This is a genomic window from Sulfuriflexus sp. (assembly GCF_032250955.1).
Taxonomy (GTDB): domain Bacteria; phylum Pseudomonadota; class Gammaproteobacteria; order AKS1; family AKS1; genus Sulfuriflexus.
In genome coordinates, this window is record NZ_JAVVES010000066.1 from 1 (window position 1) to 12,992 (window position 12,992).

Below are 12,992 nucleotides of genomic sequence, written 5' to 3' on the forward strand. Positions count from 1 at the left end.
ACTGAAATCGCCTTATATCACGCGCTTGGAGCGCTACCTGCCCCGAAAACTACCCATGAATTTTTCTGACGAGGCGATTATTATTCCTTTCCCGTATTTTTACCCGGAATTTTGTATAGTCCATTCAGTCAGAATTCTAATAGGGCAACCCTCGATCAAAGCTGAACGTAGATCGGTTAAATATTGACCAATTTTCAGAAATCATCTTGGGGCATTTGTAAACCTCCCCAGTTTAGTGCCATTCACTGACCATTAAGCACTGGTCAACGTACGTAACTGACTGTTTTGAAAATTGTACAATCCCGTCAAATGACGAATGAAAGTTAGATTTTCAGGTTTAACTAAGACATCTGTTAATGTGCGGCATATTTCTTATGTCAAACTAGCCAATATTTGCCGGGATTTTGCCGGGATTAGTTGCGTATGGTTATGCTAAGTTATTGATTGCTGGACCGGGCGCCCCTTTTTAAAGTTAATACAATCAATAATTTACATAACACTTTGCCTCTACGAACCAGGCGCTCGGGCGTTCGAATCGCTCCAGGCGCGCCATACAAACAAAAGCACCTCCCTTGCGGAGGTGTTTTTGTTTGTGCGCCTGAAGATGACTTTTAGAACGTCAGCGGGGTCGGAGTCGTTGTCTAGAGGTGCTTTTGAACTACTCGCCAACGTTGCGGCTTGTTGTTGCAGCAAATCACCACGCCCGCACGACTCCGACCTCTTATCCATTTGCAGCGGGGTCGGAGTCGTTGTCTAGAGGTGCTTTTGAAATACTCGCCAACGTCGCGGCTTGTTGTTGCAGCGAATCACCACGCCCGCGCGACTCCGACCCCTTGTCCGTTCTATAACGATCACTTACTTTTTTTCGTATTTTTCATCCCGCGAGGGTATGAGACTATGGTCTGGAAAAGCCGTCAAATTTATTGTGCTTGTATGACTTATTATCCTTACATAAGGAGGTGTGGTATGAAAGCAGCATATTCACTTAAGAATGATGTCCCACTCTACGCACCTTGCCGCGAGCTCACTTTCAATGCTCCTTTGGGGTGGCTGAAAAAAGGTTGGCAGGATTTTCGGCGAGCGCCCTGGCATAGCCTGGTCTATGGCATGTTATTCGCGGGTCTCGGTTGGACACTTATTTACTTTTCATTGTTCTATGAGAGTGTCTTACTGGTCAGTCTCTTTATCAGCGCCCTGCTGGTTGGCCCCGCGCTCGCATTCGGCCTTTACGATATAAGCCAACAACTCGAACGGAAACGCAAACCGACCTTTGGTCACGAGCGGAGGAAGGCCATCCATGAGATGGGGCACGAGCTAATGCTCGCAATGTTGCTGAGCCTGGTGTACCTGATTCTTCTGATCCTGATATCGATGGTGACGAATATTATTACAGCACCCGAGCAGTTGGCTGTTTCTGCCGCGGTTCCCATTTCAGATACAGTTTCCTTATTATTAGCGGTTGTTTTTGCGGGCCTGCTGTTTTGTGCCAGCACATTCGCCTTGCCGATGATTCTGGACCAGGATGCCACTGCAATGACGGCAATAATAACAAGCCTTAATGCGGTGTGGCGAAACAAGTCGGTTTTAGCGCTCTGGGCATTGCTTATCCTGGCACTTGTAGCGGTAGGGTTCGCGACCGCACTGACAGGCTTCTTGTTCATAGCCCCGGTGCTTGGTTATGCTTCATGGCATGCATACCGCGAAACGATTATCACAACGGCATAAGGGGTAAAAGTACAGATATATATAGTTTGATCAAATCAATTGACCAGCTTAAACCGGTCCGCCCTTGATTAGGTACTGCTCTGCACGCAACATGTCTTCAGGAGAACCGTGCATAATCAAGGCATCCCGCTCCTGGATACGCATCTGGGCATGGGGATCTGCCCCTCTTATACCGTGCCGGCGTATAGCAGTGACATTAACACCACAAGTACTCAAGTGTAATTCCTTCAATGTTCGTCCAACCGCGAAGGCGTTATCCGGAATTGTGATGACCCGCAGTTGAGCACGCCGGTGCATACGTTTACGGCCATGAAATACGCCGCGTAGTAACCGGTAACGATCTGCCCGTATCCTGTCACTGCGTTCGGCTACTTTGGCGACCGGGACACCGAGCATCGTCAACACATGCGCCGCCATGGTCAAACTGGTTTCGAGTGTATCCGGGATGACTTCCGTCGCACCGGCATCGAGTAGCTCATCCAGGTGTTGCTCGTCGGTAGCGCGGACGATGGTGATGATATCGGGCCGCAGCTCATGCACATGGCCCAGTGTTCTCAAGGCAGCACGGAAATCGTCGAAGGCGATAACCACAACCTGGGCACGTTCCAGTCCGGCAGCGACCAGGATAGGACGCCGGCTGGCATCACCATACAGGACACGCTCGCCTCTCTCGGCGGGTTGGCGAAAGCGGTTGATATCAATATCAAAGGCGACATACTCCACCTTCTCTTCAGTCAGATACCAGGCAATGTTTTGCCCCACGCGACCATAACCACAAAGGATGACATGGGAACTCAGGTCCCTGGCGGCGGCTTCAACATTGTTGGCCACAGCCTGTTGACTCTGGCGCAGGCCGACACCGGCAAACCCTTCCGTCATGATCGCACTGTAGCGGATCAGGAGTGGTGCTATGGCCATGCTGAGCAACACGGCGGCGAGGATTACCTGGCTTGATTCGCCTTGCAACATTCCCATTTGCAGGGCAAGAAACAGGATGACCAGGCTGAATTCACCGGCATGGCCCAGTGCAATACCCGTGCGAATCGCCGTGACTGCAGCGGCACCTGTTGTCTTGATTAACACAAACACCAGCATGGCCTTCATTAGTATGAGCCCGGTGGTAACAACGACGACCGCCGGCCATATTTGCCTGAAGATTTCCAGATTGACCAGCATACCAACCGTGATGAAGAACAGCCCGAGCAGCACATCCTGGAAGGGGCGGATGTCGGCCTCAACCTGATGTTTGAATTCGGTTTCGCCCACTACCATGCCGGCCATGAAACCACCCAGGGCCAGCGATAACCCCATGACATGGGCGAATTGTGCCGCGCCGACGCTGACGACGAGTATCGCCAGCATGAATATTTCGGGTGAATGCAGACGGGCGATGTAGCGTAACAGTGGACGAATACCCATCCTGCCGACGAAGAGAAGAATAAAGAACACGGCGACACCCAGGGCCAGGGCTTCTGTCACGCTCGTGGCCTGTGACAACAGACTGCCACTGGTAATAACCGGCATGATCAACAGGAACACGATTGTGGCCAGATCCTGGAACAAAAGTATGCAAATTGCAGTTCGCCCATAGATTGAATTGACTTCGCCGTCTTCTATAAGCAGGCGAGACACAATGGCAGTCGAAGACATCGCCAGCGCCACGCCGACAGTGATAGCGGCGAGCAGGGGTATGCCTGCATAGCCGGCCAGCAACGCGAACATAGACGCAGTGAACAGCACCTGCAGACCACCTAATACGAGCACCATGAAACGGTCTGCCAGAAGACGTGACAGGGAAAATTCGAGACCGATAGTAAACATCAGGAAGATAATGCCGAATTGTGCTATTTGATGGATGGTAGGGAGATCGGGAACCAGGCTGAGGCCGTGCGGCCCGATTATCACACCAGCCAGCAAAAAGCCGATGATTGGTGACAGGCCAAGCGCTCTTACCAGCGCCGCTGATAACAGGGATGCTGTCAGTAAGATGAGTGTGGTATTGAGCATGGCCTCAGGTGAACATCAGTGGACTCCCGTAGCCATAATCGCCCGGCCCGGTCAGTAGCATGTCACCATAGACACCAATGTCGGTGACTGCTGTACCGCCGGGATTTTCTCGTGACTCAGCCTTGTTGCTTTGTCCAGGATGTACACCAACCGTTTGCATTGACTGCCTTGCCAGGAAAGATCTGACAGGGTCGCCAGTCACCGCTGTCCGACTGGACCAGCGCACAGTTGTGACAAAACTGGTCTTTTGCGGCGACGCCATACTTGTCAACACGCGGTGCCGCACTTGCGTCATGATGATATTTCAGCACCTTGGCTGTGAGGTCGTCTTCGCTTAGATGCGGTAGTCCCGCGGCCTGGGCCTGACCACCCGACATGATCTTGACGAATGGTATACTGGCAACTCCCGCGACTATGGTAAACAGGGCCCGGCGGCGCTGTGGGTTAGCTATCTTCTTTTGCATCGGTATATCTCCTTAGTTAGTCAATACACAAACGGCGTCTGGCTGATCGAGTCGCAGAACCATGCTTTCGCATACGAAAAGCTGGTAATGTATGCCGTCACTGCCTGCATAACCTACACGGAGATCTTGCCCCAGGACTATGCTGCCGGCGTGGCTGTCAACTGCCACTGGCATATTTACTGCTGCTTTATAGACGCCAAGGGTGCACAAAGACTTGAGGTGTTCGATCTGCAGGAGATCGGTATGCTCGTAGTGACGGAAAAGATTATTGTACTGTGTCGGTGGCAGCGCGAGTGAATAGGGGCCATGAAAACCGGCATTATCCAATGTCGTGATCGCCGCGAGGACGTTGTTTAGCGCCTTGTCCAGGCCTGACCAGTCAGTGGCCTTGACCTTGTTGCGACCTTTCGCATTGAGCAGTCCTTCCAGTCCGAAATCGGTTTGGCCAAAGTAGATGAATTCCTCTTCACGCCTGGCGACTGCCTCGGCAGCATCTTCCACATCTGCCAGACTCAGCGGCATCTCCTTGTCCAGGTATGCCGCCAGGCGCCGGGCACTGAGTCGACATGATTTGCGCAGCATAGGTACCGAAATCGCCTTGCTGACGATTGCCCCGGCCTCTCGCTCACCTGGGTCCCGGCAATAGTCATCCGCACCCAGTTCAAGCGCTGTTAATCCAGGTCCGAACGGTCCCTCGACTTCAAGAAAACGACGACCCGTCAGTAATGCCCTGGCGGCATCCACGGCAGCGGCATCAATTCGTTCCCAGATAAAGTCAGGGAAGGGCGCTTGTTCTCTATTGAGGTTATCCATACGGTTCACTCCTTCAACGAACCGATGGTATGGATTTTGATAACCTCATCATCTGCTTGCCTGGTGAGACTTTCTTCCACCTCGGTAATCGGAACCTCGGTAAACAGGTAGTTATGCAGGTGGCCATTAAAGTCGCTGTCGTTACGCCGCAACCACTCGGTTAGCATGGCGGCATGTTCCATTTCTTCGCGCATGTTATGCAACAATATAGCTTCCAGCTGATCATCATGACAGGCGTCGGCGCGTTGCCGGTACCAGTCGATTGCCTCAAGTTCTTCCTGCAGGGAAACCAGGGCGCGGTGCAGATCACGCGTTTCCTCACTCAAATCATCGTTGGCTTCATGCAGCCCTTCATTTGCCATGCTCGCGACCTCTCACCATTATCTGTCTGAAGACTTCGGCTATATTCTGTGGACACCAATATCCTTTCAATATGTTCTGCCCGCAGCATTGAAAAATATCAATGCTGTAAATCGATACGTTTTATGTGAAGTTATGTAGCAGGGCTGAATGAAGTAAGCAGACGTTGCCAACGCAGATACCGCAGTTAGTTGTCCGCGTCGGCCTCGTCCGTGCCAGCGGTGCCGGGTTGCGCGGCGAGGTTCAGGTGCCGGGCCGCCTTGGAGAGCAAGTGTGCGCTCACCGGTGCGGTGATGAACAGGAACAGCGTCACCAGTATTTCATGCAGGCTGATGCCTTCACCCTGGTGACTGAAATACACCGCCGAGGCGATGAGGATACAACCGACGCCAAGCGTGGTGGCCTTGGTCGGGCCGTGCAGGCGGGTGTAGAAATCCTTGAGGCGCAGCAGGCCGAGTGAGCCGATGAAGGTAAACACGGCACCGGTGATGATGAGTATCGAAAGCAGAATATCCATAAACCTGTCCTTATTCGATGATGTCGCCGCGCAGCAGATACTTGCACAACGCCACCGTGCCAACAAACCCCATCAGCGCGATCAACAGCGCGGCCTCGAAGTAGATGTTATTACCGAGGTAGATGCCGAACAAAACCAGCAGGGCGATGGTATTCACATAAAGTGTGTCGAGGGCGAGGATGCGGTCCGGCGCGCTCGGGCCGCGCAACAGCCGCCAGAAGGCAAAGGCCACGGCCAGCCCGACGAGGGTAAAGGCGATAAGCAATGCCGTGTCGATCATGATTCGAAAACCTCCTTCAGCGGTGCCTCGTAACGCTGCTTGATGGTGCGCAACAGCGCCTCGGGGTCATCAGTATTGAGTGCATGGATTAACAGGTAACGGCGATCGGCCGAGAGCTCTGCCGAGACCGTGCCGGGCGTCAGGCAAATGGTGTTGGACAACAAGCTGATGGCCAGTTCGGAATGCAGCGCCAGCGGCAGGCGCACGAAGGCCGGCCTGAGCGGCCTTGGTCCCCGCAGGATCAAGGCGGCGACAATAAAATTGGCAATGATGATATCCATCAGGACCACGACGATGAAGCGCAACAGGGTGAGTGGGCGGCGGATGACAACCTGTTCCGGCCAGAAGTGCAGCGTAAACAGCGGAATGATCCAGCCCAGCAACAGCCCGGGGATCAACGTGGCGACCGAGAGCTCGTTGGTTAGCAGCATCCAGACCAGTGCAAGCACCAGCGTCAGCAGTGGATGGGGGAAGAGTCGTCGCATCATGGTGTGAGCCCCCGGCCTGGTGCCAGTGGGGTGCCCAGCACCGCATGCACATATTCATCCGCTTGCAGCAACTGGTCGGCGGTGGCCCGGGCAAACTCATCTACCGGCCCGGCCCAGATCACCAGTGCCGCACAGAGCGAGAGCAGTCCCGTCGCCGGCAGCAACTCGCGCGTGCGCGATGCCATGGGTGGCTTGCCACTGGCGGGCGCTGCTGTTTCGGCACGGTAGAACAACACACTGCCGGCGCGTGCCAGCGCAATAATCGCCAGCAGGCTGGTGACGAGAATTACCCCCATGATCCATGCCAGCCACGGGTGCGGCAGCGCGGCCTGCAACATGAGCCACTTGCCGATGAACCCCGACATTGGCGGCAGGCCGGCGATGAGCATCGCCGCCACTACAAACAACCCGCCGAGCAGGCTGCGATCACACATGACGACGCCCGCCTCGAAGCGATCATCGAGCTCGCCGCGCCGGCGGCTGATGCTGTCAGCGAGCAGGAACAGGGCTGCGGTGGCGAAGGTCGTATGCGGCAGGTAATAGAGACCGGCGGCAATACCGGCACTCGAACCGAGGCCAAAGGCGGTGAGCAGTGAGCCAACCGAGGCCACCAGCAGGTAAGCCGTTTGCTGGCGCAGGCTGGCAGCGGCAAGCACGCCGAGCATACCGACGGCCAGCGTGAGCAGCGCCAGGGGCAGCAGCCATGCATTGAGCATGCCGGCCAGTAGACCGGCATCACCACCGAAGAGCAGGGTCTCCATACGCAAGATGCTATAGGCGCCGACCTTGGTCATGATCGCAAACAGCGCCGCCACCGGGGCACTTGTGTTCGCATAGGCCGCGGGCAGCCACAGGTGCAGGGGCAGTACCGCGCTCTTCAATGCAAACACGCCAAACAGCAGCAGCCCGGCCGCCTTTACCGGGCCGAGGTGTTCCGCTGGCAGCACCGCGATCTGGCGGGCGAGGTCCGCCATGTTCAGCGTGCCCATGATCCCGTAGAGCGTGCCGACGGCGAACAGGAACAGGGTCGAGCCGGCCAGGTTGATGACGACAAAATGCAGGCCGGCGCGCGTACGCAGACGGCCGCCGCCGTGCAGCAACAAACCATAGGAAGCCAGTAGCAGGATCTCAAAAAACACAAACAGGTTGAACAGGTCACCGGTCAGAAACGCGCCATTGAGACCGAACAACTGCAACTGGAACAGCACGTGAAAATGGCGTCCCCTGATATCGGTGCCGCGCACCGCGTACAGCAGCGCAAAGCACGCCAGCAGGGTGGTGATGAGCAGCATCCATATCGCCAGGCGATCCGCCACCAGCACAATGCCGAACGGTGGGACCCAGCCGCCGAGGGCATAGGTCAGGATCTCGCCGTTATGCACACGCGCGAGCAGGAGGATGGCCAGCACGACCTGGCCGATGACGGCGAGCAGGCTCAGCAGGCGGCGCAGTTCGATCGCAAACGGCCGCAATAGCAACAGCAGCACACCGGCGAGCAGCGGCAGCAACACGGGAGCGATGACCAGATGGTTCATGTGTCCTCCCGGCCATCGACGTGGTCGTTACCCAGCTCGGCGCGGGCCTTCAGGGCGAGCATGATGACAAAGGCCGTCATGGCAAAGCTGATCACAATGGCGGTGAGCACGAGTGCCTGCGGCAAGGGGTCGGCGTAACCCGGCGCGGTTGCCTTGATAATGGGTGGCTGGCCAATGGTCAACCGGCCCATGGTAAAGAGGAACAGGTTCACCGCGTAGGAGAGAAAGGTAAGGCCGAGCACCATGGGAAAGGTGCGCGCACGCAGTGTCAGGTAAACGCCGCAGGCCGTGAGCACGCCGATGACCAGGGCAACAAGGGCTTCCATCAGTATGATTCCTTTGTATCAACCGGCTCGTGACTGGCGCTGTGCATCAGACCGAGGTGAATGAGAATGAGCAGGGTCGCGCCGATCACGACCAGGTAGACACCGACATCAAAGGCCATCGCCGAGGCGATCTCGAACTTGCCGAGCAGCGGCCAGTCAAGATAGGTAAAGCTGGAGGTCAGGAAGGCATGTCCCACCAGCCAGCTGCCCAGCCCGGTGAGCGTGGCCAGCAGCAGGCCGGTTGCGATCAACGGGTGCATGTTCGCCGGCAGGCGCGACTGGGTCCAGTCCACGCCGTTGGCGAGGTACTGCATGATCAGCGCCACGGCGGTGATCAGCCCGGCGATAAAGCCGCCACCCGGCTGGTTATGGCCGCGCAGCAGGATGAAGATCGACACCAGCAGCGCCAGCGGTAACAGCAGCCGGGTCAAGGAGGCCATGACCGATGGATGCATGTCCCAGTTCCAGGGGCGCCGGCCGTCGGTCGAAGGCCCCGACAGTTGCAAGTGTTCGAGCATGGCAAAGATCCCCAGCGCCGCCAGCGCCAGCACTGCGATCTCGCCGAGGGTGTCGTAGCCGCGGAAATCGACCAGGATGACATTGACCACGTTGTAGCCACCGCCACCGGGCTTGGCGTTGTCGATAAAGTAACCGGCAATGCTCTGGTAGGGCCGGCTGAGCACAGACCAGGCCAGCAGCGTCGCGCCTATGCCGGACAGGCCCGCGAGCAGGACGTCACGCACAACACGCGGATGCCCCGATTCACGTCCCGGTTGCTGCGGCAGAAAGTACAGCGCCAGCAACAGCAGGACGATAGTCACGATCTCCACCGAGAGCTGGGTCAGGGCCAGGTCCGGGGCGGAGAACTTGACGAAGATCAGCGCCACCACCAGCCCCACCGCACCGATCAGCACCAGCGCCATGAACCGCTGCCGGTGCAGCACCACGGTGGCGATGGCCGCGAGCATCAGGCCACCGGCGGCGATCAGGCTGATGCCATCCAGCGGCAGCAGTTCGCGGGCACCACTCAGCGGGCTGCCGCTGCCCAGGTAACCCGCGCCGCCAAGCACCAGCACGGCGATAAAGAAACTCAGCATCAGGCGTTGCAGGCTGCCGGTATCAAGCCAGCGGGTAATGGCACAGGCGCCGGCGAACAGGGCCGTCATCAAGGCATCGAACAGGGTCTTGCCCTGCAGGCGGTTGCCGTATTGTTCGTGCAGGGCATAGAGCGGTGTGCGCATCGCATACAACGCGCCGCCACCGAGCAGGGCCACTATGCTCATCAACAGCGCCGGGCTGAAGCCGTGCCAGATCGCCAGGTCAAACGCAGGTGGCGCGGTCTGCAGCAGACCGGCCGCCGCCACCCGCAGCATGGGCTCGACGGTGAGTGATGGCAGGATGCCCACCAGCAGGCACAATGCCACCAGGACCTCCACCGGGATCTTCATCCAGCGCGGCGGTTCGTGCGGGGTCTTCGGCAGGTCGACGGGTTCACCATTGAAAAACACGTCATGAATAAAGCGGAACGAATAGGCCACCGCGAAGACCCCGCCAAGGGTGATGAGCACGGGCAGCATCCAGCCAAGCTGGAAGTAGGTGCCGGCGCTTACCGCCTCGGCAAAGAACATCTCCTTGGAGAGGAAGCCGTTAAGCAGCGGCACCCCGGCCATGGAGGCCGCCGCCACCATGGCCAGCAATGCCGTGTGCGGCATGTATTTCCACAGGCCGTTGAGTTTGCGCATGTCACGGCTGCCGCTCTCGTGGTCGATGATGCCGGCGGCCATGAACAGCGAGGCCTTGAAGATGGCGTGGTTGATCATATGAAACACGCCGGCCACGGCGGCCAGCGGGGTGCCGATGCCGAACAGTACGGTAATCAGGCCGAGGTGACTGATGGTCGAGTAGGCCAGCAGGCCCTTGAGGTCGTGCTGGAACAGCGCATAGAACGCGCCCACCAGGAAGGTCGCCAGGCCGACACTGCCGACCAGCCATGACCACTCCGGCGTACCCGAGAGGGCCGGGAACAAGCGTGCCAGCAGGAACACGCCCGCCTTCACCATCGTCGCCGAGTGCAGGTAGGCCGACACCGGCGTAGGCGCAGACATGGCATTCGGCAGCCAGAAGTGAAACGGGAACTGTGCCGACTTGGTAAACGCGCCCAGCAACACCAGCACCAGCATCGGCAGGTAGAGCGGGTGGGCGCGGATGATGTCACCTGAATCCAGAATAACCGATAACTCATAACTGCCCGCGATCTGGCCGAGCAGGACAAAGCCCCCGAGCATGGCCAGCCCGCCGGCACCGGTAATCGCCAGCGCCATGCGCGCGCCCTGGCGGGCATCGGCGCGGTGCTGCCAGTAACTGATGAGCAGGAAGGAGGAGAGGCTGGTCAGTTCCCAGAAGATCAGCAACTGGATAATGTTTTCCGACAGCGCGATCCCCAGCATCGCCCCCATGAACAGCAGCAGGTAACTGTAAAAGCGCCCCATCGAATCCTGCGCCGAGAGATAGTAGCGGGCATAAAAGATCACCAGCAGGCCGATGCTCAGGATCAAGAGCGCAAACAACAGCCCCAGGCCGTCAAGCCGGAACACCAGGTCCATACCCGCCTGCGACATCCACGGCCAGCGCTCGATCAGCGTCTCGCCGGCGAACACGGCGGGCAACTGCAGCGATAGCAGCAGCAGGGCCAGCAACGTCACCGCGCCGGCCGCCCAGGCAGCATACAGGCGGCCAAGGCGTGACACCCAGGCAGTCAGGGCGCTGCCGGCGAAAACGATCAAGAGAAGGGATAGCGTCATCCCGCTAGCTTAACCGGCTTGGGGGCTTTGGGGAACCAGCGTCATGCCGCTGGCTGAATACAAGGATAACGTTCATGCGTCGTTGAAGGGTAATCCCAGGGCCGTGACAAAGGTCTCGATCTCCTTGCAGCATGGCGCAGGTCGGGTCTGTAACAGGAAATGCGGGCCGTCGATGCCGACACTCTTCACATCCGGGCGCAGGCGCTGCATCTCGCGCGTGGGGTGGGTCGTGATCAGGCGATCATGTTGCGCATAAAGGTGCAGAACAGGCATGTCGCAGTGTGCATAAACCTCGCGCACGTTGACCGCGAGTACCGCAAGCAGGCGCTGGCGGGTGACGCGTGGCGGGATGCGCGCATGTATTGCAAGGGCCTGCTCGAGCATCTCGTCCGGCGCATCATAACCGGTGACGAATAAGCGCGCCATCCACTTGCGCGGCGGTTGCGCCAGCAGCCACTCGTGCATGACCAGCGGTGCCAGTTTCGACAACCAGGGCCGCGGGTTGCTCACAAAGGTCGCGCACAATACCAGCGCCCGGAGCTGGGGCGGTCGCTTCTGCGCCAGCAGTAATGCCAGCGGCCCGGCAAAGGACTCGGCGATAATAATAAACGGTGTCTCGGTCGGCAGGCGGTCAAAAAGCCGGTCGGCGAGCGCCGGATAGGAAAGGGTCTCCTGCTCGGGGTAGTCGAGGGTCAGCGGGGTCAACCAGTCGGGCAACTGCTTAATGAGCGGGCCGAACATCCGGCCCGTGCCATCGATGCCCGGCAACAACACGGCGGTAAGTGCTCCAGGTTCAGGTGGCATGCCTAGTCGCCGAACTCGATGTCTTCGCGAATGGCGGCAATGCCGGCGCGCGCGCATTCATCATCAACATCGCCGGTGACCTTCTTCGCCGGTGCGCCGGAGACCCCCACCGCGCCATAGAATTGCCCGCCTATCTGCACCGGCACGCCGCCGCCGATCAGGAGCACATCCGGCGCATGCCGCAGCCCCTGAAAACCATCCTGCATCTCAATGGTCGCGGTCTGGAAGCTGGCCGAGGTAACGGCCTTGAGGCGGCTCACCTCAATCGTGTGCGTGCCGGCCAGCGGATCACGCACCAGCGCCAGCAGGTTGCCACCGCGATCGACAACACTGGCCGTGACCTGGTAACCCTGCTGGCGGCAGGCCTCGGCGGCCTGGATGGTGAGTTTATGCGCCGAGCCAAACGACAATACCCGCGTCGTGAGCGAGGCGGATTCGGCCACAACGGCAGAAGGCAGGCAGAGCGCGGCAAGTAGCGCCAGAACGGGAACGTGTTTCATCGGGCATCCTCGGTTGTTGGTTTTGTCGTGAGTATAAGCCGCGAACCACGGCAAACCTCGGGTAAATAAGATGAACAGGTTAGATGAGGGAGTAAATAAGACAATGTGTTATCGAATCTAAATCCCCTCACCCTAACCCTCTCCCGAAGGGAGAGGGAATTAACGGAACGGCAATAGCGATGAGCATAAGCCGCGAACCGCGGCAAACTTCGGGTAAATAAGATGAACAGGTTAATTGATGAGCATGGATACATAAAATTTCATCATCCCTTAATCGGTGTTATCCCTTCTCCCTCAGGGATAACCAGCGCCTTTGCTGTCGTAGTTGGACAGCTTAGGCGAATGGCTAGTTGTTCCATCAGAAGGCCAGGA

General features: G+C 57.9%; 13 protein-coding genes. 1 reads left to right on the plus strand and 12 read right to left on the minus strand.

Annotation, left to right across the window (positions count from 1 at the left end; all coding sequences use genetic code 11):
- Positions 1-966: 966 nt before the first annotated feature.
- The gene (locus RQ738_RS11245) at positions 967-1,725 is read left to right on the plus strand and encodes a DUF2189 domain-containing protein (RefSeq protein ID WP_314165306.1); all 759 of its coding nucleotides are present in this window, start codon (positions 967-969) and stop codon (positions 1,723-1,725) included.
- A gap of 48 nt (positions 1,726-1,773) precedes the next feature.
- On the opposite strand, the gene RQ738_RS11250 is transcribed toward RQ738_RS11245, so the two are convergent.
- The 12 genes from RQ738_RS11250 to RQ738_RS11305 form a co-directional block, all read right to left on the minus strand.
- Positions 1,774-3,732 carry a cation:proton antiporter gene (locus RQ738_RS11250; protein ID WP_314165307.1) on the minus strand — a complete coding sequence of 653 codons (1,959 nt, stop codon included), beginning with the start codon at positions 3,730-3,732 and terminating at the stop codon, positions 1,774-1,776.
- Between the two features lie 116 nt (positions 3,733-3,848).
- Positions 3,849-4,196, minus strand: coding sequence for a high-potential iron-sulfur protein (locus RQ738_RS11255; RefSeq protein WP_314165308.1), 348 nt, complete (start codon positions 4,194-4,196; stop codon positions 3,849-3,851).
- 12 nt (positions 4,197-4,208) lie between these two features.
- Entirely contained in the window at positions 4,209-5,009 is an 801-nt protein-coding gene (locus RQ738_RS11260) for a family 1 encapsulin nanocompartment shell protein (RefSeq protein ID WP_314165309.1), read from the minus strand.
- A 5-nt stretch (positions 5,010-5,014) separates the two neighbouring features.
- Positions 5,015-5,371 carry an encapsulin-associated ferritin-like protein gene (locus tag RQ738_RS11265; RefSeq protein ID WP_314165310.1) on the minus strand — a complete coding sequence of 119 codons (357 nt, stop codon included), beginning with the start codon at positions 5,369-5,371 and terminating at the stop codon, positions 5,015-5,017.
- A gap of 185 nt (positions 5,372-5,556) precedes the next feature.
- The gene (locus RQ738_RS11270; protein WP_314165311.1) at positions 5,557-5,886 is read right to left on the minus strand and encodes a Na+/H+ antiporter subunit G; all 330 of its coding nucleotides are present in this window, start codon (positions 5,884-5,886) and stop codon (positions 5,557-5,559) included.
- Between the two features lie 10 nt (positions 5,887-5,896).
- The gene (locus RQ738_RS11275) at positions 5,897-6,166 is read right to left on the minus strand and encodes a K+/H+ antiporter subunit F (RefSeq protein ID WP_314165312.1); all 270 of its coding nucleotides are present in this window, start codon (positions 6,164-6,166) and stop codon (positions 5,897-5,899) included.
- Positions 6,163-6,654: a Na+/H+ antiporter subunit E gene (locus RQ738_RS11280; RefSeq protein ID WP_314165313.1), complete on the minus strand. Its 492-nt coding sequence runs from the start codon at positions 6,652-6,654 to the stop codon at positions 6,163-6,165. The genes RQ738_RS11275 and RQ738_RS11280 overlap by 4 nt, the downstream gene beginning before the upstream one ends.
- Positions 6,651-8,189 carry a monovalent cation/H+ antiporter subunit D gene (locus RQ738_RS11285; RefSeq protein ID WP_314165315.1) on the minus strand — a complete coding sequence of 513 codons (1,539 nt, stop codon included), beginning with the start codon at positions 8,187-8,189 and terminating at the stop codon, positions 6,651-6,653. Before RQ738_RS11285 ends, RQ738_RS11280 begins: the two co-directional genes overlap by 4 nt.
- A complete protein-coding gene (locus RQ738_RS11290) occupies positions 8,186-8,515 on the minus strand; it encodes a Na+/H+ antiporter subunit C (protein ID WP_314165316.1) in 330 nt (109 codons plus the stop codon). Before RQ738_RS11290 ends, RQ738_RS11285 begins: the two co-directional genes overlap by 4 nt.
- On the minus strand, positions 8,515-11,316 hold the full coding sequence (locus tag RQ738_RS11295) for a monovalent cation/H+ antiporter subunit A (protein ID WP_314165317.1): 2,802 nt from the start codon (positions 11,314-11,316) through the stop codon (positions 8,515-8,517). The genes RQ738_RS11290 and RQ738_RS11295 overlap by 1 nt, the downstream gene beginning before the upstream one ends.
- Positions 11,317-11,388: 72 nt before the next feature.
- Entirely contained in the window at positions 11,389-12,120 is a 732-nt protein-coding gene (locus RQ738_RS11300) for an alpha/beta fold hydrolase (RefSeq protein WP_314165318.1), read from the minus strand.
- A gap of 2 nt (positions 12,121-12,122) precedes the next feature.
- Positions 12,123-12,620, minus strand: a complete 498-nt coding sequence (locus RQ738_RS11305; protein ID WP_314165319.1) for a GlcG/HbpS family heme-binding protein — start codon at positions 12,618-12,620, stop codon at positions 12,123-12,125.
- Between the last annotated feature and the right edge of the window lie 372 nt (positions 12,621-12,992).